We start from the raw sequence: 23,175 nt of genomic DNA, 5'->3' as shown, positions 1-23,175 counted from the left end.
GAATCATCAAAGCGGATTGGCAGGCAGTCCGCTTATTATTTTTATAAAACTGCAATAAAGATTTTTGTTTTAATCTCTAATAAGTAAATTAAAGTCAATCAATATTTTAATACGTTACAATTTCTTTTCAATACCGAAAGGGATTAATATGCGGTGGCAGGGAAGAAGACAAAGCTCTAACATAGAAGACAGAAGAGGAATGTCTCCCAAAGGAATGGTTGGCGGAGGAATAGGAACAATTGCAATTGTTATTGTTGTGCTTCTGCTTGGCGGTGATCCAACTTCGATTCTTCAGAATGTTTCAACCGAGACGGGAAGTTCAAACTATACTGAATCTGCAGAGGATAAGGAGCTTGCTCAGTTTGTTTCTGTTGTGCTTGCAGAAACAGAAGACGTATGGCAGAAAATATTTAGAGATGCAGGCGATTCTTATACTGAACCAAGACTCGTTTTATTCAGTGGAAAAGTAGAATCAGCATGTGGAGTAGCCGGCGCATCTACCGGTCCTTTTTATTGTCCTGCGGATGAAAAACTTTACATTGACCTGAGCTTCTATAATGAGCTTCAGCAAAGATTTAAAGCCCCCGGTGATTTTGCTATGGCTTATGTAATTGCACATGAGGTGGGGCATCACATTCAGAACTTAACCGGAACAATGGACAAAATGAATCAGCTTCGCTCCAGGTTAAGTGAAGAAGAGTATAATAAGTATTCAGTCAGGCTTGAACTGCAGGCTGATTTTTATGCCGGCGTATGGGCTCATTATGCCGAAAGACTTAACTTGCTTGAACAGGGAGATCTTGATGAAGCCTTAAATGCCGCAAGTGCTGTTGGCGATGATCGAATTCAGAAAAGTACGCAGGGATATATTGTTCCGGAATCATTCACACACGGAACTTCTGAACAAAGAAAAAAATGGTTCTATAAAGGATTTACCTCCGGGGATATTAACCAGGGAAATACATTCAACACAAATGATTTATAAATTGACAAACACACATCAAAAGGCTAACTTACTTTTAAATAATATATAACCACAATTAACGAATCTGCTTTTTCACTAGTTCTTGAATCAATATACCGGGCGGGTAATATGTGACGGGAATATTGTGAAGAAGAAGTAAGATACTTTTATTTAACTGATCACAAGGGAATGGGAACGCAGTTGGATAATCTGTCGAAGCAAAATATTACGCTTCTTTTACAGGAATGTGTCGAAGGAAAAAAAGGTGCCGTCGATGAACTCCTTCCGCATGTTTATAACGAGCTTAGAAAATTATCTTCAAAATATCTGAGAGATGAATACAGGAATCATACCTTGCAGACGACCGAATTAGTTCACGAAGCATACATAAAACTGGTTGGTGATCAGAATATTGCCTGGCAAAGCCGCGCTCACTTTTTCGGCATTGCCGCAAATTCGATGAGACATATTCTGGTTGATCATGCAAGAAAAAGAAATTCGCAAAAGAGAGGAGAAGGAAAAGAAAATCTTTCTCTTGAGGATGTGTTTCATTTATCCGATAAAAGTGATGAACAGCTAATAGCGCTTGATGAAGCACTAAAAAAATTAGAACAGGTTGAAGAGCGTTCCTGTAAAATTGTTGAACTAAGATATTTTTCCGGTTTAACAATTGAAGAAGCTGCTGAAGTTCTGGATATATCACCCGCAACGGCAAAACGCGACTGGACATTTGCAAAAGCCTGGTTATACAGGGAAATACAATCCCGCTGATATTCTTTCAAAAACATCATGGATAAAGAGAGATTAATAAAAATCAGGCAGTTGTTCGATAGTGCTTCAAATCTTCCGCAGTCCGATCGTGAAAAATTCCTTAACGATAAATGTGATGATGAAAGTTTAAAGAATGAGATTCTGTCCCTGCTTCGTACGATTGAACACACAGATGATTTTATAGAAAACCATGTAAATGAAGCAGTAACTAAAAGAATGAGCCTTGATGATCCTTTTATCGGTAAGAACATAGGAAGTTTTATTATCGATGGAAAAGCAGGGGTGGGAGGAATGGGAATTGTTTACTCGGGCAGACGCAACGATGAATCATTTAAACAAAAAGTCGCGATCAAAATTCTGAAGCAAGGACTGAACTCTGAATACCTGCTAAAAAGATTTTTAATAGAACGACAGACTCTCGCTAACCTTCAGTACCCTTTTATTGCCCGGCTGCTTGATGGCGGAAAAACAACCGAAGGTCTTCCTTATCTGGTAATGGAATTTATCGAAGGTATACCCATAACCGAATATTGCTTAAAAAATAATTTAAACCTTAATGATAAATTAAAATTATTCAGAGATGTTTGCAGCGCCGTTCAATATGCTCACCAGAACCTTGTTGTACATCGTGATATAAAACCCGGGAACGTACTTGTTACAGAAGACGGTCACCCGAAACTTCTTGATTTTGGAATTGCTAAACTGCTTGATGAGAATATGCTGGAAGAAGGAGAGGGCTTAACAAGAACGGGTATGTGGCATCTTACACCGGACTATGCAAGCCCCGAACAAATAAAAGGGGACAACATTACAACCGCCAGTGATATTTATTCTCTTGGTGTAATGTTATACCAGATACTTACTAATCTGCAGCCTTATAAGATCACTAATAATTCTCCCTCTGCAATCAGCAGAATAATCACAGAAGAAAATATTTTAAAGCCAAGTGAAAAAGTAAAACAGGTATCAACGCTTGAGTTCAATAATAAAATTGAAGATTCAGGAACAAAGAAAAAATATGATATAAGGGATAAACTCCATCATCATTTAAAGGGAGATCTGGATAACATAGTTCTTAAAGCAATGCAAAAAGATCCGTTGCGCAGATATGTTTCTGTAGAACAATTTTCAGAAGATATAAGAAGATATCTTGTAGGGCTGCCGGTAATTGCGCAGAAAGATACCGCCGGTTACAGGTTATCAAAATTTATTCAAAGACATAAAACGGGATTTGTTGTTTCTTCAATCTTTGTCTTATTCATGATTATTAGCATCATACTTATAGCCTGGCAGGCAAACGTTGCCGCAGGGGAAAGAGACAAAGCGCGCACTGAAGCTGTTAAGGTGGAGACTGTAAATAAATTTTTGCAGGACATGCTTTCATCAGTTGACCCGAATGAAATAGGTAAAGATGTTAAAGTGTATGATGTACTCAAAAAAGCTGCCGATGATGTAGGAAAAAGATTTGAAGGTCAGCCGGAAATTGAGGCGGCAATTAGAAAAACAATAGGCAAGACGCTTACAAACCTTGGCGAATTTGACCAGGCAAAACCGCATCTGGACAGAGCACTTGAGTTAAACAGAAAAGTTTATGGCAATGAAAGCAACCAGGCGGCGGCAAGTATTTATGATATTGCTTTTTATTATCACTGGATTGCTGATCTGAAAACCGCGGATTCACTTTATCAGATTAGTATATCAATGTTAAGAAGAAATAAAGATGCTCCTCCAAGAGATCTGGCAAATGCACTAAATGATTATGGCATTCTGAAAAATGATTTTGCGGAATATGAAAATGCAAAAAGATATCACGAAGAAGCACTTGATATCTTTATAAAAAATTTTGGGGAGAAAGAGCGGGATGTCGCAAGCGTAGTTAACAATCTTGCAATTACATTACATGAGTTAAAAGAAATTGACGAAGCAGAAAAATATTTTCTGAAATCACTAAAATTAAATATTGAACTTTTTGGTGAAGATAGTCCCGAAGCTTCTTCCAACTACAATAACCTTGGATACATATATGTTGATAAAAACGATTATACAAAAGCGGAATGGTATTATAAAAAATCACTCGACCTGAAAATAAAATATTATGGTGATAAGCATTCCCTTGTCGGGTTGGGGCTTATGAATTTTGGGGGATTTCTATTTCGTGCCGGAAAGATTGATGAATCATTTCGTTATATATCACGAGCATTGGAAAATTTCAACACATCACTTAACTCAGATCATATCTGGGTCGGAATGACAAACTACTGGTACGGAAAAGTTCTGCTTGAAAAAAAAGAATATGTATCCGCTGAAAAATACTTGCGGAATGCACTTAAAATTCAGACAAAAAATTATCCCGAAGATCATCCCAATATTATTACCGCATCAGGAGAACTGGGAATTTCATTGTATTATCTTAAAAGATATCCGGAGGCAGAAAAATTATTGTTCTATGGTTATCAGCAGGTGGTAAAACAAAGAGGCGAAAAAAATATCAGCGCTGTAAGATTTCTTGACTATCTTATAAAGTTATTCGACGTAACAAATCAAAAAGATAAAGCACACCAATACAAGATCATTTCCGACAATCTTTCAAAATAGTTTATTAATAATGAGCCAAAGTAATTCTGATTTACGCATGTAAACTGTGAAATCAGGTATCTCTTCCTTTTAGCAATTAATTAAAGGATAATCTTATGAAAACTACATTTACATTCCTGGCAGTACTATGCCTAATTTTAACTATACATGGACAGGTTTCACAAAGCTGGGTACAACGGTTTACTTCCGACAGCACAAGAAACGAATATGTTAATGATATGTTTGTTGATGCTCAGGGTAACGTCTATGTAACCGGTTCACAAAGGCAAACTAATTTGAATCTCGATATACAGGCAGTGACTGTTAAGTACAATTCCCAGGGCGTTCAACAGTGGATACAAAACTATGTAGCTGCGGATAGCAATGGTGCCTTCACACGGGCAATACATGTTGATGCAGCAGGTAATGTTTATGTAACTGGCGAAACAGCAATTTACTCCGGCGGCGGTAATGATATGCTTGTCATTAAATACAGTCCTGACGGAACACAACTTTGGTCGTATGTTTTCGCTTATAGCAGTGCATACAACGGTGGCTATGACATTGTCACTGACCTGACGGGGAATGTTTATGTCGTTGGTGAATATGCCACAAATGTTATCACATACAACAATATTTCCCTTGTAAAATTCAGTCCCGATGGCGCACTTCTCAATCAAACCTTTTATCACTCTAACAGCGAAGGCGGAAGAAGGATAGCGCTTGATGGAGCCGGGAAAATTATTATCGGCGGATACATAAACGACAATGATTCGCTTTCATTTATTGCTTTGAAGTACGAACAGAATCTTGATTTTGTATGGGCAGCAAGATACGGTCAGGGAGTAGGAAATCAGAATATCATTGATATGGTAGTAGACAATAACAGCAACATAATAATCACCGGCACAAACAGTACAACGGTTGATTATTCAACTATAAAAATAGATCCGGCAGGTTCAGTACTTTGGAGTAAGCAGTATAATTCTATGACAGGATGGGATATATCCAGGGCGGTGGTGAAAGATGATCTGGGAAATATTTATATAACAGGTGAAACAGGAACATCGGGATTGCCATCCAGTTATAAAATGACGACAATTAAATACAGCCCGGCCGGTGATGAACTTTGGGTAAATGCTTATGACGGCACAGGTGTTGGCAATGACGGTTACCGTGGTTATGACATGGCAATCGATAATAATTCAAACACGTATATTGTCGGGCAGACTTACAGTAACTCTAACATAATTACAGTTAAGTATAATTCATCAGGTATTTTTCAATGGGCAGAAACTTATGATGGACCAAGTAACAGTCAGGATAACCCTGTGGCAATTGGTGTTGATAATGATGGAAATGTTTTTTCTACAGGTAACAGCCTTGATACAACCTCGGGATATGATATTGCAATCATTAAGTATGTACAAAACCCCACATCAGTTGATGAAGACGATGCAGAGTTATCATCATTCACCTTGGAACAGAATTATCCAAACCCGTTTAATCCAATGACAAAAATTAATTTTACAATTCCATTATCAGAGACGCTTCGCGGTGCGTCTGTATTAACAACATTAAAAGTTTACGATGTTCTTGGAAAAGAGATTGCCACCTTGGTAAACGAAGAAAAACCAACAGGAAGTTATGAGGTTGATTTTAATGCATCCGGTCTTTCAAGCGGGATATATTTTTACAAACTTAACGCAGGTAAATATTCTGAAACAAAGAAAATGATTTTAGTTAAGTAATTTTTTAGTCTTTTAAAGATTAATAACGGGATAAGTAATTCTTATCCCGTTATATTTTCATCTAAAATATCGGAACGTTTTGATCACAGCTTTCATTTGACATACCTCATATAAACTTCTATTTTAAGTCCCGAATTCAATATCCCAAAACATTCTGAATTAATAATGCCGGACAATTCTCAACAGAACATTACGCTACTTCTTGAAGCATACAGCAATGGAAAAAAAGAAGCAGTGGATGAACTTCTTCCATATATTTTTAATGAGCTAAGAAAAATTTCATCAAAGTATCTGAAAGATGAATACAGAAATCATACTCTGCAAACAACTGAACTTGTACACGAAGCATATTTAAAACTTGTGGGGGATCAAAACCTTTCTTGGCAAAACCGCTCACACTTTTTCGGTATTGCTGCAAATTCAATGAGGCAGATATTAGTTGACCATGCTCGTAAACGTAATTCTCTGAAAAGAGGCGAGGGCAAAACAATACTAGCGCTTGAACAGGCAATGGAGATGGCAATTGAATCGGACGAGGATATTATTGCCCTGGAAGATGCACTTCAAAAACTTGAATCATTTGACCCGAGATTAAGCAAGGTTGTTGAACTAAGATTTTTTGCAGGACTTAATGTTGAAGAAACAGCTAATGTGCTTGAATGTTCAGCCGCTACTGTAAAAAGAGAATGGAGCCTGGCAAAGTCATGGTTGTTCAGGGAAATTGGTAAAGCATAACCTTCCTTTGTTAAGTGAATAAAATTTTTCGTTATAAATGAGCTGCTCACTTGAAACTTTACGCATGTTAGATTATACGTAATTGACATAAAATATTTTATTAAACAGAGTTCTCATAAGGACAGAAGCAGATGGACAAAAACACCTGGTCAGACCTGAAAACAATATTTTATAAAGCATACGAACTTAACGAAAGCGAAAGAGAAGCTTTCATTGATAAAAACTGCAGTGACCCGGAAATAAAAAAAGAAGTTCTCTCTTTACTTAGTGCACATGACAAATCAGAAAAATTTATGGAATCAACCCATCTATTAAATCAATCTGAAAAAGAGAACAGTGCATTTTTTATAGGAAAGTATTTCGGCAGGTACAAAGTTGAAAAACTTATTGCTAAAGGCGGAATGGGGCTGGTGTTTCTTGGAGTTCGCGATGATGAGGTAAAACAAAATGCAGCAGTAAAAATTATTAATCCCGGCGTTGCTTCCGGAACAGTTATTAAAAGATTTCAGAATGAACGGCAGACTTTAGCAAATTTAAATCACCCCAATATTTCAAGACTTCTTGACGGCGGAATTACTGATGATGGAATTCAATTCCTGGTAATGGAATACATCGAGGGAATACCGATTGATGAATATTGCGATAAGAAAAAACTGAACACAAAAGAACGGCTCGTACTTTTTCTTAAAGTTGCGGCAGCAGTCAGGTATGCGCATCAGAATCTTGTAGTCCACAGGGACTTAAAACCCAACAACATATTAATTACAGAAAACGGGGAACCGAAACTTCTTGATTTCGGCATTGCAAAAATTTTATCACCCGGGGAAGAAAGCGATACCCTTACTCATAAAGGTATGTGGAATCTTACACCGGAGTATGCAAGTCCGGAACAGATAAAAGGTGAATCAATTACAACTTCAAGTGATGTTTATTCACTTGGAATAATTTTGTATAAACTTTTAACGGGGCACAATCCATACAGAATAAAAAGTGTATTCCACCAGGACATAAGCCGGATAATTACACAAACTGAACCTGTAAAACCGAGTGAAGTCATCTATCAGACAATTGAAAAAATTTCAGATGAAGAGACCACGCGGATAACACCCGATACAATAAGCGTAACAAGAGAAGGCAGCGTCGATAAACTTCACAAAAAACTTAAAGGTGATCTTGATAACATAGTTTCAATGGCTATCAGGAAAGAAGTTGAGAGACGCTACTCATCAATAGAACATTTTGCTGAAGATGTTGAAAGATTTCTAAATGATAAACCGGTAAAAGCCCACGAAGATTCCTGGGCTTATCGAACTAAAAAATTTATTAAAAGAAATAAAGCTGCGGTTATACCCGCAGCAATTATCTTCATCATAATCAATCTTGGACTTGCAGGAATTTTATGGCAGGGACATCTTGCCGCTAAAGAACGTGACACTGCAAAACTTGAAGCGGAAAAATCAAACCGCATAAAATCGTTTTTACTTGATATGATCTCAGCTCCCGATCCGAGAAAGGAAGGAAAAGAAGTCAAAGTAATTGATGTGATAAATAAAGCATCCGGCAAACTTCAGTTTGAGTTAAGCCGGCACCCGCAGATTGAAGCTGAAATAAGGACGATGCTTGGTAACACTTATCAGAATCTTGGAATTTATAATTCCGCTGAAAGTGAAATGAATAAAGCGCTTGAGATAAACAAAAAACTTTTCGGCGGAAAAAGCAAAGAGACTGCAATGAGTTTGAAAAATCTCGGATTGGTTTATCATTATGAAGGCGACTACGAAAAGACTGAACAATTTTACAATGCCTCACTTGAAATGTTAAAAGAGATTGAAGAAACTCCGTCATTCGAAAGAGCGCTGGTACTTGATGCTATCGGTTCGCTTATGACTGACAAAGGCGATTATGAAAAAGCCGAAGTAATCACGAAACAAGCTCTTACTATCAGCGAAAGCATTAAAGGTCCCGAAGATCCCGACGTAGCGCAAATAAAAAATAATCTTGCCACATCATTAAACTATCTTGATAAACTTGATGAGGCTGATTCGCTATACAGGGAAGCTCTGAGAGTTTTCAGAAAACATTATGGAAATTATCATATACAGGTTTCGAGAGTTATAAATAATCTTGCTTTCATAAGTATTTTTAAAAAAGAACATGATAAAGCAATTCCTCTTCTCGAAGAGGCGCTCAATATCAAAATAAAAGTTTTGGGTGAAGATCATCCCGACCTTATACTCGCGTATTCAAATGTTGGAAGCACTTATCACAATATTGGTGTTTATGATAAAGCTGAAAAATATATGAAAGCCTCCGTTGATGCAGGATTAAAAAACTTTGATGAAAATAACGTAAACCTCAGCCGTTCGTATATGTGGTACGGAAGAGCTTTGGAAGGTAACGGCAAATATGAAGAAGGTATATTTTATCTGAATAAAGCATATGAGATAAGAAGAAATGAATTCGGAGATAAAAATAATCTTACGCTTACAACACAATTACATCTTGGTAAATGCCTGGGGACTGCTAAAAAATATAATGAAGCAGAGAAACAACTCTTGCAATGTTATTCGGGATTCAAAGAAATTTCAGGAACCGGAAATGAAAACACCAATAAAACATTAAGCACTCTTGTTGATCTTTACAATTCATGGGGAAAAAAGAAGGAAGCAGATTATTATTCACAATTAATCGCAAAGTAAAATGAAAATTCTTTTTGTATTTCTCAGCGCCATAACAGGATTTTTTATCGCAGCTGTTATTGGTGGTCTAACGCAATCCCGCGAAGCAGGATTAGCAGGCGGCGCAGCCGTATTTCTTTACAGCATAGCAGGTTTTGTTATTGGAATTATTATATCAGTTATGTTGATTCAAAAAATCAAACCGGAAGTATTAAAAAAGATATTAATTATTCTTGCCGTAATTAATCTAATGTTTTTTGGATGGATGATTGTCCGCGTTATGTCTGTTTCATCAGCCTTTGAGCATCGTGAAAATTCAGAGATAAATTATGCTTCAATAAAACCAGCGTTAAGTTTTGTGAGCAAAATAAAATCAAATGGTGATATGGGACTTGGCATGGCAAAACCGGATTTCTACAACAAAAGGATATTATTTTTTTATTCACATCCGGAGTTTGAAAAATCAGCATCAGAACATTTTCCATCGGACAGTATAGTTTTTTCCCATTCCGATCATCATCAATATGATATAAGTTATGCGCCGCCATGGTTTTATCCCGCGCATCAAAAAATGGATTACGAAATTTTGTTCCTTAAAATTATCACACTTGCTAATGAGTGGGTTGAAGTTGAAGTGAATAGAGAGACGGGACAGTCAGTGTGGATATCTTCATCTGATGTAGAAATAATTTTGTGGCAGGAATTTTTATTAAAAGTTTTTTCTGTTGAAAATCCCGATCCCAAGAAGAATCCTCTTCGGGTTAAACCACTGCTGAATGCCGGTCTTGTTCAGATAAAAGAATATTCGATAATGTCACCTGTGTTAGTAAAGGATAATTGGATCAAAGTAATTCTTTATGATGATGACCTTAATAAAAAAGGCGAAGGCTGGATCCAATGGCATGAGGATGGAAAACTTTTAGTGAGTTATTCGCTTCTTTCATAATATAAACTATGTCAACGAATCAAACCGGAATATTTATTACGTTTCTTCTGGCTATGATAGGATATGCCGGGATGACATTAGTTATGATCATTTCAATTAAGAAAAAATTATCCCGACGTTTCTGGTTGGTTACAACATTGATTATACTTTCGCATGTTCTGATGGTGTGGATGATTCATTATAACTGGAGTTTTACTTATTCAATTAGAAATGGTTATGGCGGTTTTTTAATTTTTCATTCGGCTTTGGTTATCATATTAATCTCAAACTTTGTAAATGAAACAGCAGCATTCAGATTGATTAAGATAGCATTCGTAATTGTAACAGCAGGCGCTGCCGGCGCAGTTTTTCGTTATGACGTGGTGTCTTATTACAAAGTACCCGTTATAGCCTTTGCGTGTTCGGGTTTGTTTTTTTTGCTTTGGTCTTTTAAAGGAAATCGATCTCAAGCCAAATCTTTTCATGAAATAGACTATTGACTGATATAATCCTAAAAGGTATGTTCTCTCATCGGTTCTCATATTTTTAATCCGGTGTATTCCTAAAATCCTTTCTCCTCAACCGGACAGGGTCAAGAATTCAATAAACATTTTTTCAGGAGATCATTTTTATGAAAACAGTTTTACTGCTATTTGCTGTATTATATCCTTTATCCGGTTTCGCACAAATCGCACCGGAGTGGATGAGTTTCTTAACCGGTCCCGGTAATGTTCCCGAATCTGCAGAGAAAGTTATTTATGATAATTCAGGTAACGCATACATCATCGGCTATGGATACTTCACTCCCGGCGGACAGGGTCAGGATTTTATCACAGTAAAATGCAATACATCAGGTGTTGCAGAATGGACTGCAATATACAATGGTCAGCAAAACGGAACAGATCGTCCGTTTGGAGTTTGTGTTGATAATTCAGGGAATGTTTATGTAACAGGAACAAGTGATTGGAGTTCTGTTGCAAGCAAAATCATAACTCTCAAATATTCAGCAGCCGGAGTGCTGCAATGGATTTGTGTGTTTGATTCTGCCGGCACTTCTGTTGGTGAAGCAGTCGATATTTGCGCAGATGATAATGGAAACGTTTATGCGACAGGAAGACTTTCACCCTTAAATAACGGTTACTATGATTTGGCAACAATAAAAATGGATGCTGATGGAAATATCATTGACTCGCATTATTTCGGACAGGTGACTACTGCGAGTGATGACGGAACAAATATAATTGCTGATAATAACGGGAATATATTTTCTGCCGGACAAAGTTTCAGCGGCTTAACAAACGGAGAGGAAGTAGTAATACTAAAATATAATTCATCACTTGATACAGTTTGGACCATACATGTTAATGGTACAGACAATAGTCTGAATGAATTTGCAATTGACCTTGATCTGGATGATACCGGGAACCTTCATGCCCTATGCAGAATTCAAAACACAAACAGCGGAACAGACTATGCAACACTAAAAATAAATTCTGACGGACAAATTTTATGGCGTACAGAGTTTAATGAGAATAACGCACAGGATATTCCGGAGGATATGGTGTTGGATGAAAGTGGAAATGTTTTTGTAACCGGAAGAACAAGAAGAGCCTCAGGAGGCGGGTACAATGATTTTGCAGTTATAAAATATAATAACGCCGGGGTGCAGCAATGGGTTTCATATCATGATGGTCCAAAAAATCTTGATGATGATCCGCTTGCAATTAATCTTGATGCAAATGGCAACGTTTACGTCAGCGGCGAAAGCAACCGTACCGGTTCGAACTTTGTATTTACTGTTGTAAAGTTTAATTCGTCAGGAAATTTTGAATGGGAATATGCTTATGACATAAACGAATCATCAAGAGCTTTTGCTATGTGGATTGATGATGTAGGAAACGTATACTCTGCGGGCGATGGTGAAGGGACGAACGGAAACCAGGATTTAATGGCTGTTAAACTTGTAATGGCAACTGACGTGAATGATGATGAGTTATTAATAAAAAGATTTTCACTTGAGCAGAACTATCCAAACCCGTTCAATCCAGCAACTACAATACGGTTTATCGTAGGGGACGCATATTATGCGTCCCCGGCGTGGGTAACGCTGCGCGTGTACGATGTACTTGGGAATGAAATCGCGACGCTCGTTGACGAATATAAATCTCCCGGCAATTATGAAAGTGTTTTCAGTTCAGATTTATTACCAAGCGGAGTTTACTTCTACAAATTACAATCAGGAAACTTTATTGAATCAAAGAAGATGATTTTATTGAAATAGATTACTGATTTGTTTCTAACTCAATTCTAAAAAATGTAATAATATTTATTCCGAATAATCTGGTTACTTCTTAGCGAAGAGGTAATCAGGTTATTTAACTTTTCTTTTTTCATTTCGGATTGTTATCTTGAAACAAACATCCCGATACCTAAATGCAGAACTCTCAAATTCATATAACAAAGCTGTTGAATGACTACAGCAATGGCAATAAACTTGTGCTGGCTGAAATCCTGCCGCTTGTTTACAATGAACTGAGACGAATTTCATCGAAGTATTTAAGAGAAGAACACCGCAATCATACACTTCAAACAACTGAACTTGTTCACGAAGCATATCTTAAGTTGATCGGCGATGAAAATATTTCCTGGGAAAGTCGCGCACACTTTTTTGGAATTGCGGCTCAATCAATGAGACAGATACTTGTGGATCACGCACGCAAAAGAAATTCGAAGAAACGCGGGGATGGGGAACAAAAAATTTCTTTGGACGATTCTCCTACTTTACTGGTTGAAAGCGATGAACAAATAATTGCGCTTGATGATGCATTAAAAAAACTCGAAGCGATAGATTCAAGATCAGGTAAAATTGTTGAGATGAGATTCTTCTCGGGATTATCTATTGAAGAAACTGCAAAAGCACTAAACATTTCTACATCAACAGCTAAACGGGACTGGAACTTTGCCAAAGCATGGCTGTACAGGGAAATAGGCTGAAAATTATGAGGTCGTTTGAATAAAGAACTTTATATAAAAGTAAAAGAACTTTTTGAAAAAGTAAGTGAAGTTCCTGAGAGTGAAAAGGAATCTTTTGTTGATAAACATTCTTACGGAGATAATGAACTGAAGAAAGAAGTCCTTTCACTTATTGACTCATCCAGGCATACAAAAGATTTTCTTGAACAACCGCTGACTATTGATAAACAAAACTCGGAATCATTTACCGACCCATATATAGGCAAACAAATCGGCAGTTACTTGATCGAAGGAGAAGCCGGTATAGGCGGAATGGGCGTTGTTTATAAAGGCGCAAGAAATGATAAAGAGTTTGACCAGCAGGTTGCAATAAAAATTTTAAAGCACGGTATTACTTCTGATTATCTTCTTAAACGATTTCAGATAGAGCGGCAGGCCCTTGCAAATTTGCAGCATGAGTTTATTGCAAGACTTCTTGATGGCGGAAGAACTGAAGAAGGGCTTCCATATCTAGTTATGGAATTTATACACGGTTTACCGATCACTGAATTCTGCAGAACAAAAGAACTTAATATTACAGAGCGGTTAGAACTTTTTAAAAAAGTCTGCGGAGCTGTGCAATATGCTCACCAGAATCTTATTGTGCACAGAGATATAAAGCCCGGAAATATTCTTGTTACTGATTCGGGCGTTCCAAAACTTCTTGACTTCGGAATCGCAAAACTGCTGGATGAAGATGTGAACGACCACGAAGGTTTAACAAGAACAGGTATGTGGCATTTAACCCCCGAGTATGCAAGTCCCGAACAGATTAAGGGAACAAAAATTACAACTGCAAGTGATATCTATTCGCTTGGTGTTTTACTTTATGAAATTCTGACAGGAGAACAACCATACAGAATTACAAACAGTTCACCCGCAGCAATAAGCAAAGTGATCACCGAAGAGAATGTATTAAAGCCCAGTGAAAAAGTAAGACGCACAACACAAAGTTTTAAAGATGAAAAAAGCCGTATTAACTTCGAAAAAATTTCTAACCAGTTAAAAGGTGATCTTGATAATATTGTGCTTAAGGCAATGCATAAAGATCCCGAACAGCGATATGCTTCAGTAAAAGATTTTAATGATGATATTTCAAGATATTTGAAAGGACTTCCCGTTCAGGCAAGAAAGGATTCCATCACTTACCGTACATCAAAATTTATTGCTAGACATAAAGTAGGATTTTCAGTTTTTGTTATCGGCAACATATTTATCATCGCGAGTATAGCCGCTATTATATACCAGGGAAACATTGCTGCACGGGAACGGGACAGGGCGCAAATTGAACTAAGTAAGTTTGAAGAAGTGAATAACTTCCTGCTTGAAATGCTCTCTTCAGTTGATCCCGGGGTTGAAAGCAAGGATGTGAAAGTTTATGACCTGTTAGAAAAAGCAACAAAAGATGTTGATGTAAACCTGAAAGAATATCCCGAAATACAATCCGCCATCAAGCAGACGCTCGGTTCAACATTTATAGGTCTGGGTGATTATGAAAAAGCAAAAAAACTTTTGCACGAATCACTTGAATCAAATAAAAAATTATTCGGAGTTATCAGTAAGGAGTCGGCTAAATCATCACATCAACTTGGACTTTGTTATGACTGGATAGGTGACTATAAGGCTTCCGATTCATTTTACAATGCGGGCATCAACATATATGAAAAAGTATCGGATGTTCCGATGAAAGAACTTGCTGACAATCTTAATGACTACGGAACATTTTTATCAAACCTCGGAGACTATGACAGCGCCGGTGTTGTTTATAAAAGGGCACTGGATATTTACAAACTGCACGGTATTGGTGAAGGCAAGAAAGCCGCAATAACAATTAACAACATGGCTGTTAATCTGCATCATCAAAAGAAAATTGAAGAAGCAGAAAAGTTTTACAGGCAAGCGAGGGAAATACTTATTGATCTTTATGGACCGAACAAACCTGAGATTGCGAGTATATCCAACAATCTTGCATTCATATATCTTGATAAAAAAGATTATCTGTCATCCGAAAAATCTTTCATTGATGCCTACAATGTTAAGGTAGCTACACTTGGAGAAAATCATCCTTCGGTTGGATTGGCTTATGTAAATCTTGGTATGCTTTATATAAGTATGAAAGATTATCCCAAATCCGAAGCGCCGCTTATTCAGGCAGTTGATCTTTTCAAAAGAATTAATGCACCTAAAGATCCCATACTTTCACTCGCATATTACTGGCTCGGATTTTCATATCTTGAATCTAATCAGTTGAATAAAGCAGAAGCTGAATTGCTTAAATCACTGAGAATACGCGAGGAAATATTTCCTGAAAATAATTTCAGAACATGGTCAACCAAAGGTGAACTTGGTGTGTGTTACTTAAAACAAAAAAGATATACCGAAGCCGAAAAAAATCTTCTTCCGTCACTTGATTATTTTTTAAACGGCAAAAATAAAGATCAGAAAAAAGTTACCCGCTATACTGAATACTCTTCTTTACTCTATAAAGAGCTCGGCAATGAAACCAAAGCAAAATATTTTCAAACCGAGCTGCAAAAATTAAATGAAGAAATAGCAGTTCAATAATTCCCCGCTTATAGATGGCTGCTGAACTAATAATTAATAAGGAGTTGGTTTATGAACGCATCATTCCAAAAGCTGAACATTTTCACAATTGTAATAATTATTTTTTCTTTCAATGCCCTTATTGTAAATGCTCAGCCTGTAACGGAGGAGTGGGTCGCTCGCTATTCTCATCCGGGCACTAACGGCAGCGACCAGGCAAGAGATCTGACAACGGATAATAATGGTAATATCTATGTTACTGGCGGAAGCACCAGACCTGGTGCAAGTTTCGATATTGTAACGATAAAATATAATTCCGAAGGAGTTGAACAATGGCTTGCCGATTATAATCATCCCGATAGTCTCAGCGATTTTGGAAATGCCATAACGGTAGATAAGTCAGGCAATGTTTATGTTACCGGGCAAAGTATGGTTTATACCGGTCTTGCTCATTCAGACTTTCTTACAATAAAGTATGATCAGAATGGTGTTGAACAATGGATTGCCAGGTATGATGGACCGGCAGAACAATCTGATTTTGCTGACGACATTGCGGTTGATATTATGGGCAACGTATATATTGCCGGACGAAGTACCGGCGACTCAACTTTTGTGGATCTTGCTGTAATAAAATATAATTCAAATGGTGTGCAGCAATGGGTCGCAAGGTATGAAGGTCCCGGTGAAGAAGAAACAAAAGCATTAGTTGTTGATGATACCGGAAATGTTTTTGTGACCGCGATGAGTGTTTCCGGTAGCGCCGGGTATGACTATATAACAATTAAGTATAACACAAACGGAGAGCAGCAGTGGCTGGCAAGATATAACTCTCCCGGTAATTCAAACGATGAACCGAATGATATTACAATTGACAATCAGGGAAATATTTATGTAGTCGGGACAAGTACCATTGCTGCAACGGGAGCTGATTATTTAACTATAAAATATAATCCGGGTGGTTTGGAAGAATGGGCAGCCCGTTATACAGGACTTAACACAACGCAATCCGAGCGCGGTAATGCGATAGCCGTTGATGCTAATGGAAATGTTTATGTAACGGGCGGAAGTTTCGGAAGTACGGCAGGCGGGTTCAGTGACTTTGCAACGGTAAAATACAACTCAAACGGCGAACAGCAATGGGCTTCAAGGTATAGTTATCCGGTAGCGGGTATTGATGAAGCAACTTGCATCACAATTGATAATGAAGGAAATGTGTACGTTGGAGGATTCAGCCAGAGTGAAACAAATAATGATTATGCTACAGTAAAATATAATGCTGATGGATTGGAGCAGTGGGTTATCAGGTATAACGGATCTGCAAATAACTCTGATCAGATAAATGCAATTGCGCTGGATAATGTTGGGAATGTAATCGTCACAGGCACAAGCAGAGCAACAGGTTCCAATGAAGACTACACTACTATAAAATATTCACAAAAAATAACCGGCATTGATCCCGGGGTTAATTCTGTTCCAGAAACATTTTTCCTGTATCAGAATTATCCCAATCCATTTAACCCGGCCACAAAAATAAAATATTCAATACCTGCCGTAGAGACGAGGCATGCCTCGTCTCTACAAAGGGTAAGTTTAATAGTTTACGATATACTCGGCAATAAAGTTGCGACATTAGTAAATGAATCCAAACCTGCAGGCACTTATGAAGTTGAATTTAACGCAGAAGGATTATCGAGCGGAATGTATTTCTATCAATTAACTACTGAAGGATTTCTTTCATGTAAAAAAATGGTGATTATCAAATAAGCTAATTTTAAAACGCTTCCTTAAAATTTGGATGCTCTTTAATGAACCGGTCTGAGTTTATTCAATACTCAGGCTATCAAAATTATTTTCTTCAGCCCCACGCCTGAAAATATTTCAACCTGCCATGAACCACTTTTCCAAAAACTGTCGCATGTACTTATAAAGGTCAATCAAAAAAATAAATTATCTAAACGGAGGTTAGTATGAAATGGGTACTTTTACCTGTGTTTCTTATGCTGATTGCTTTTTCTGTTCATGCTCAGACAAATTATGTTGCTGTAAATAACGGCAACTGGGATAATCCCTCAACATGGATGCCCCCTGGAATTCCCGGAGAATTAGATGTTGTTACAATTGACAGCGGATACATTGTAAAGACTAATGGCTATAGAGAAGTTGCAGGCTATAATCAGATATTCGGGACACTAATAGTAAATGGAGAAAACGGGTCATTATATGTTCACGATGTCGGCAGTTGGGTTAACGGTCAGATTTATGACAGCACATCAACACACAACGGAACTTTCGTTGTTCCAATCGGCGGTTTGTTTACAATCAACGAGGGAACCGCACAGAATAAATGGCTGATGGGAGGAATAACATTGTTGAATGAAGGTCACATAAGAATAGAAGATCAAATGGCTGTGTTCGACGCATCCATAATTGATAACAGGGGTCTGTTCGAAATTATCTCTGACCTTTGGATCGGAACGAGCATTACACAAAACGGACAGTTCATCAACAGGGGCACTGTACTTAAAAGCGGGGGAAATGCAAATTCACAATTCAGTTACGGAATTTATTTCACAAACATGAACGGGACTATCAATGTGCAGCATGGCGCATTAAATTTTTTATGTGATGGTACGTATACAGACGGAATATATAATGCGGAGTTTGATGCAAAGCTTGTGTTTTATTCAAACGGCACCCACATTTTTGAGGGTATCTTAAAAGGATCACCGGCGGGACGTGTTGAATATTTAGGCGGGCAGCTTATTCTTGGCAGCCAGATAGTTGTGCTTGATTTTACCGGGACCGGATTCACCTGGAGCGCTTCAACTATATCCGGAGGCAACACTTTATCAATTCCCGATACATGTCTTCTTGTCTTAGTTCCGGGAATTTCAAACAAAAGATTAATCGGCAGAACAACCATTCATAACCTTGGAACAATAAAGGCTGAAAGTGGTTTTGTTGTTATGGATTCCTCGGTGGTGAACAACTATGGTTTGGTGGACATTGTAACAGACGCACAGTTTACAACAACAATACCTGATTACGGAATATTTAATAACTACGGTACGGTAAAGAAAAGCGGCGGAAACACTTTCAGTACATGGGGAACAATGTGGGATTTTAAAAATCATAACGGCGGAACTATTGATGCAGCATCGGGTGAGATCAGGTTTTTAAGATTGGAAACTTTTATATCCTCGGTAATAACAGGTGATGCTTCAATATTAGTTCCTGCAAATTTCAGCAACAGAGGAATTACCAGACCGGGAAACTCAGTCGGCACAATGAACTATGTAGGCAACTATCTCCCAACTGTAAATTCAGTTCTTGAAATTGAACTTGGCGGATTGAATCCGGGATCTGAACACGATCAGCTAAACATAAATGGCAGTGCGGTTCTAAATGGTGATCTTAAAATAGATTTGGTAAATGGATTTATTCCAGATGCCGGAGATATGTTCACTATAATCACTTCGACATTCAGCATAACGGATAGTTTCCCCGATATAATTGTTCCTGATGGACTATTCGTTTCCGTTGAAGTGAACAATAACAATGTTAAAGTTATTGTTGACAGTGTGGGAGTGTTGTCTGTAGAAGAAATATCAAACGGAGCAATCGCAGAAAACTTTGAACTAATGCAGAACTATCCAAACCCGTTCAACCCTTCAACGAAAATACAATTTTCAATTCCGCAATCATCAATTGTTTTGCTTGAAGTTTACAACATAAACGGAGAAAAAGCGGCAACACTTGTTTCAGAAGAATTAAACCAGGGTATTTACAGTTATGAATGGAACGCAGGATCACTCGCCAGCGGAGTTTATTTTTATTCGCTGACGGCGGGTTCATTCAGAGAAATAAGAAAAATGATACTGATGAAATAGACTTTCATTTTTAAGGTTGAATTGATGAACGCAGACAAAAAAATTCTTTTATTGATTCAACCTTCTATCAATTTTATTGACCATTGCAAAAAGTATTAGCCGGGAATAAAAATTATTTGCTATTCTGCCTGCCCAAAATTTTTATTAACTAATTTTCAGGAGACACAGATGGCTAACTTAATTAATTGGGTAGAGATCCCGGTAACAGATATGGATCGCGCGGTAAAGTTTTATACCGATGTACTCGGCGGCGAATTTCAGCGTGTTGAAATGTACGGTATTAAAATGGCTTTCTTTCCTATGGAAGATCAAAAGGAAGTCAGTGGTTCACTGTGCCAGGGTGAAGGTTACAAACCGACTATGGACGGACCGAAACTTTATTTAAATGGCGGTGAGGATCTTAGCGTTCCTCTTGGCAAAGTGGAAAAAGCGGGAGGAAAAATTACAATGCCTAAAACTAAAATTAATGATGATATAGGTTATATGGCTTTCTTCATTGACTGTGAAGGAAACAACATGGCATTCCATTCGCCCAGATAAAAACATTTCTGTTTAATGATGATGTCAGTCTGCGCTCCCGGTTGTTTGGGGATTGAAGACTGACATTTTTTTATTTTAAGAAAAGTAGTTCCAATTAATTTATTTCAGCAGTAAAAGTTTTTTTGTTGAAATAAAGCTACCTGCTCTTAACCGATAGAAATATACTCCGCTTGACAATCCTTCTGCATTAAACTCAACTTCGTAAGTACCTGCGGGCTTTGTTTCGTTTACTAATGTAGCAATTTCATTGCCGAGTATGTCGAAGACTTTTAAATGCACAGCGTTCGGAGACGAGGCGTGCCTCGTCTCTACGGCAGGTATTGTAAACTTTATTTTTGTTGTTGGGTTGAAGGGATTGGGATAGTTCTGGTGAAGCACAAATTCTGTTGATGTTAGATCAGCATTCACTTCAATTATTTTTGAATATGTAAATGTTCCATCATAATCAATTTGTTTTAATCTGTACTTAACTTTTTCTGATAGAATATCTTTATCAGTGAAATAATATGAATGAGTCTCTGTTGTTGTTCCGTGGCCTTCAACAAATACAATAGTTTTCCAGCTTTGTTTATCATTTGATTTTAATATTTCAAATCCTTGATTATTTGTTTCCGTTGCTGTGGACCATTCTAGGGTAATAGTATTGTTATTTATCTCTGCAAAAAATGAAGATAGATCCACTGGAACTATTGTAGTATCAATACATCTATATACTAAGCCAGTATATCCAACTGAGTAACCAATATGATTTATTGGTGAATGAAGTTTTCTTAAACCAATATTTCTTAATTCTAAAATTTCATTCCAAGTATTTCCACTGTCAGTCGTTTCATAAATCCCATCTCCAATAATGAAGCCTCGGCTTGATGTTAACCATCCAAATGTTCTGAGTACATATTGTGAGTTAAGTTGAGCAAACCAATTATTACCAGAGTTCGTTGTTTTATAGAGCTCAAGAATTTTAATTGTATAAGCATTTAATGAATCGAGGAAATAAATGTCTCTTGTTGCAAATATATTTGCCCCTGTTTGCTGAATCCAAGTATCACCACCGTTTGTAGTCTTAAATGGCCATTGTGCTTCGTTTGCAGTCCAGCCATACAAAGGATTGATAAAAAAAATACTATTAAATGTTACAAAAGACCCAGCCTCCAGTTGAGCAAACCAGTTTTCACCTGCATCCGTTGTTTTAAGTATTCCGCCTCTTGTAGTAACTGCCCATCCGGTTGTTGGGTTTATAAAGAAAATCTTGTTTATCAATCCTATCGTATCTGTTAGCCCTGTTCTGTTAACTATACGCCAACTGTTACCTGCGTCTGTTGTCTTTACTATCCTGCAAGGTGCACTGCCAACAAATCCTGTAAGGCTGTCAGTGAACACAACACATCTTAATGTAGATGTGAATACACCTGTTGGAAAGTTTGGCAATCCAAACCAGTGTTCTCCTCCGTCTGTTGTTTTGTACAGGGGTCCTCCTATCCATGTTCCATCCGGTGCGTAACCATTCTGTTCATCTGTGAAGTAAACATCAACAAAATTTCTATTCATAAATAGCCCGTCCCAGTTATCATAACCTCCAGTTGTTTTATTTATCCAGAGATCACTGCCAACAGAATATCCCGTTCCGCCGGATAGCAGTTCAAGTTCCCATTCACTTAGATTCGGCAATGGAGGACTAAACCAGGTCACTCCTCTGTTTGTTGTTTTTCTAATTCCCCAGCTTTCTCCACCATAAGTACCTATTGTATAACCTGTATCAGCATTTATAAATCTAATGCTGTTAAGTTCATCGTGCTGCAGTCGGTTATTTTGTAACCATGTAAATCCACCGTCTGTACTATAAATATTTTTCCCATTAGCACCTGCTGCTGCTGTGTGTGTTGAATCAATTATGTCAATTGCATATAAAGCGCTTGCATCACCTGCCTGATGTTCCGTCCAACTGTTTCCACCATCAGTTGTTCTTAATACTTTCCCTCCGCCACAGGCTATCATTCCGAATTGTTCGTTGAAAAAATCAATCGCCCAATAGTGTTGGTTCAATGTTGTGTTTACAGAATGCCAGCTTATTCCTGCATCTGTAGTTTTGAGTAAAGTCTGGTTAAGTCCACAGATAAAGCCTGTGGTGTTGTTCAACATTATTATTCCCCAAAGATCATTTGTTGTTCCGCTAACAATTTGTTCAAATGTTTCTCCTCCATCACTTGAGCGGAGTATCATCCCATCATATCCTGTTACTATTACTATTTGTCCATTGTAAGAATGGACTTTGAGAAGAAGCGTAGTTGTGTTTGTTGCAATTACTGTCCAGTTATTTCCTCCATCGGTGGTTTTAATCAAGGCGCCTAATTCACCAACTGCCCAGCCTGTATCAGGATTTATAAAATCAACTCCTATGTAATCTACTCTCGGTACGTTGGGATTTAATTCTGTCCAAACACCGGTTCCTGAATTAATTCTGTTAAGAGGAAATAGTTTTCTTTTTTCTTCTTCAAAGTTTTTCCCAAAATATTTTTGGTTGTAGGACTGGTAACCGGTTGGTGATTCAATTCCCCTGCGGTAATGAGTCGGGATCTCTTCGGTATTAACCTGCTGTGCGAGTGAAACCGCAATAAGACTTTGACAAATTATTAACAGTATTATTTTCATTTTGCCCTGAAAGTTTTGATGAAAACATTTTTAATTATTATCTGTGAATCAAATTATATTTTCACCTGACAACTTGCAAAGAGTTTTTCTTTATGATCTTTGCGTTTTCTCTGCGCTCTTTGCGGTTAAAGAAAGTGAACAT

15 protein-coding genes are annotated in these 23,175 nt (G+C 37.6%); 14 read left to right on the top strand and 1 reads right to left on the bottom strand.

Translation table 11 applies throughout. From position 1 onward, the window contains the following. Positions 1 to 148: 148 nt before the first annotated feature. From IPM56_17225 to IPM56_17160, 14 genes are all read left to right on the top strand, one after another. Positions 149 to 985, top strand: coding sequence for a neutral zinc metallopeptidase (locus IPM56_17225; GenBank protein ID QQS35957.1), 837 nt, complete (start codon positions 149 to 151; stop codon positions 983 to 985). A gap of 168 nt (positions 986 to 1,153) precedes the next feature. Further along, positions 1,154 to 1,735 (top strand): sigma-70 family RNA polymerase sigma factor, encoded by a 582-nt coding sequence (locus tag IPM56_17220; protein QQS35956.1) that lies wholly within the window; start codon positions 1,154 to 1,156, stop codon positions 1,733 to 1,735. Positions 1,736 to 1,753: 18 nt separating this feature from the next. Further along, positions 1,754 to 4,330: a tetratricopeptide repeat protein gene (locus IPM56_17215; protein ID QQS35955.1), complete on the top strand. Its 2,577-nt coding sequence runs from the start codon at positions 1,754 to 1,756 to the stop codon at positions 4,328 to 4,330. A 1,166-nt stretch (positions 4,331 to 5,496) separates the two neighbouring features. Continuing rightward, positions 5,497 to 6,060 (top strand): T9SS type A sorting domain-containing protein, encoded by a 564-nt coding sequence (locus tag IPM56_17210; protein QQS38344.1) that lies wholly within the window; start codon positions 5,497 to 5,499, stop codon positions 6,058 to 6,060. Positions 6,061 to 6,225: 165 nt separating this feature from the next. Beyond that, positions 6,226 to 6,795 carry a sigma-70 family RNA polymerase sigma factor gene (locus IPM56_17205; GenBank protein QQS35954.1) on the top strand — a complete coding sequence of 190 codons (570 nt, stop codon included), beginning with the start codon at positions 6,226 to 6,228 and terminating at the stop codon, positions 6,793 to 6,795. A 131-nt stretch (positions 6,796 to 6,926) separates the two neighbouring features. Next, positions 6,927 to 9,494 carry a serine/threonine protein kinase gene (locus IPM56_17200; protein QQS35953.1) on the top strand — a complete coding sequence of 856 codons (2,568 nt, stop codon included), beginning with the start codon at positions 6,927 to 6,929 and terminating at the stop codon, positions 9,492 to 9,494. Position 9,495: 1 nt separating this feature from the next. Next, positions 9,496 to 10,419, top strand: a complete 924-nt coding sequence (locus IPM56_17195) for a hypothetical protein (protein ID QQS35952.1) — start codon at positions 9,496 to 9,498, stop codon at positions 10,417 to 10,419. Positions 10,420 to 10,427: 8 nt separating this feature from the next. Continuing rightward, the gene (locus IPM56_17190) at positions 10,428 to 10,898 is read left to right on the top strand and encodes a hypothetical protein (protein QQS35951.1); all 471 of its coding nucleotides are present in this window, start codon (positions 10,428 to 10,430) and stop codon (positions 10,896 to 10,898) included. A 131-nt stretch (positions 10,899 to 11,029) separates the two neighbouring features. Beyond that, positions 11,030 to 12,679 carry an SBBP repeat-containing protein gene (locus IPM56_17185; protein QQS35950.1) on the top strand — a complete coding sequence of 550 codons (1,650 nt, stop codon included), beginning with the start codon at positions 11,030 to 11,032 and terminating at the stop codon, positions 12,677 to 12,679. Between the two features lie 152 nt (positions 12,680 to 12,831). Further along, positions 12,832 to 13,392, top strand: coding sequence for a sigma-70 family RNA polymerase sigma factor (locus IPM56_17180; GenBank protein QQS35949.1), 561 nt, complete (start codon positions 12,832 to 12,834; stop codon positions 13,390 to 13,392). Positions 13,393 to 13,407: 15 nt separating this feature from the next. Further along, positions 13,408 to 15,975, top strand: a complete 2,568-nt coding sequence (locus IPM56_17175) for a serine/threonine protein kinase (protein QQS35948.1) — start codon at positions 13,408 to 13,410, stop codon at positions 15,973 to 15,975. A 51-nt stretch (positions 15,976 to 16,026) separates the two neighbouring features. Then, positions 16,027 to 17,718 (top strand): SBBP repeat-containing protein, encoded by a 1,692-nt coding sequence (locus IPM56_17170; GenBank protein ID QQS35947.1) that lies wholly within the window; start codon positions 16,027 to 16,029, stop codon positions 17,716 to 17,718. A gap of 203 nt (positions 17,719 to 17,921) precedes the next feature. Next, a complete protein-coding gene (locus tag IPM56_17165) occupies positions 17,922 to 19,844 on the top strand; it encodes a T9SS type A sorting domain-containing protein (protein ID QQS35946.1) in 1,923 nt (640 codons plus the stop codon). Positions 19,845 to 20,012: 168 nt separating this feature from the next. After that, positions 20,013 to 20,384: a VOC family protein gene (locus IPM56_17160; GenBank protein ID QQS35945.1), complete on the top strand. Its 372-nt coding sequence runs from the start codon at positions 20,013 to 20,015 to the stop codon at positions 20,382 to 20,384. A 99-nt stretch (positions 20,385 to 20,483) separates the two neighbouring features. On the opposite strand, the gene IPM56_17155 is transcribed toward IPM56_17160, so the two are convergent. Further along, the gene (locus tag IPM56_17155) at positions 20,484 to 23,033 is read right to left on the bottom strand and encodes a T9SS type A sorting domain-containing protein (protein QQS35944.1); all 2,550 of its coding nucleotides are present in this window, start codon (positions 23,031 to 23,033) and stop codon (positions 20,484 to 20,486) included. Positions 23,034 to 23,175 lie beyond the last annotated feature (142 nt).

Source organism: Ignavibacteriales bacterium (assembly GCA_016700155.1).
Taxonomy (GTDB): Bacteria; Bacteroidota; Ignavibacteria; order Ignavibacteriales; family Ignavibacteriaceae.
The sequence above is the reverse complement of the archived record's forward strand: the minus strand, read 5'-3'. Positions and strand labels throughout refer to the sequence as shown.